1 protein-coding gene is annotated in these 794 nt (G+C 72.9%); it reads right to left on the bottom strand.

From position 1 onward, the window contains the following. A partial coding sequence (locus DXC52_RS09900) for an IS110 family transposase (RefSeq protein WP_117747108.1) occupies nucleotides 1–794 on the bottom strand: 794 nt, incomplete at both ends.

Here is a 794-nt window from a genome sequence, read left to right as displayed (position 1 = left end):
CTCACGAGCTCGGCGGCGGTGGCGGCGTTCGCCTTCGCCTGGGGCATGCCCCTCTCGAGCATCTCCTCGCGTCGCCGGAGCAGGCGCTCGGACCCCTTCCTCCCGTGCATCCTTATCTCGAGCGGGACTCCGGAGCCCTTGGGCATCAGCTTGGGCTGGTGCCCGGCCTGGGCGTAGCGCCAGGACCCCTCGACCGCCAGCCTCCTGACGAGCGCGTTGCCGGCCCCGCTGATTCCGCCGAGTCGCACGGAGTCGGCGCTCGACCTCTGCTTCGGGGCGAGGCCGAAGTAGGCCGTCACCTGCCTGCCGGAGCGGAACCTCGAGAAGTCGCCGACCTCGGACGCGAAGGCGGCGGCGAGCACGAACCCGCACCCCTTGATGGACTGGAGCGCCTCGACCTCGGCCGAGAGGGGGCCCGCCGCGACGGCGGCCCTGTATTCGGCGAGGACGGCCTCCCTCGTCTCGTCGGCCGCCTCGACCTCGTTCCTCAGCGCCGCGAGCGCCCGGATGCCGCCGTCGTCGGCGGGGCGTATGCCGTCGAGCCACCTGAGGAAGCCGTACGTCCAGTACTTCCGGGGGTTGCCGGCCGGCGTCGTGCCGCCGTAGGCGTAGCCGCGGCGGGCCAGGAACGCCAGGAGCCGCTGCTTCGCCGCCGCGAGCCTGGCGGTCGCGGCGTCGTGGGCGGCGGCGAGGTCCCTGAGCCCCTCGATCTCGGGGGACGGCACCCATACCGGGGTGACGTCGTGCGACAGTATCGCCTTGGCCATCCTGGCCGCGTCGTTGCGGTCGTTCTT

It is taken from the genome of Collinsella sp. TF05-9AC, from assembly GCF_003438495.1.
GTDB lineage: Bacteria > Actinomycetota > Coriobacteriia > Coriobacteriales > Coriobacteriaceae > Collinsella.
The sequence above is the reverse complement of the archived record's forward strand: the minus strand, read 5'-3'. Positions and strand labels throughout refer to the sequence as shown.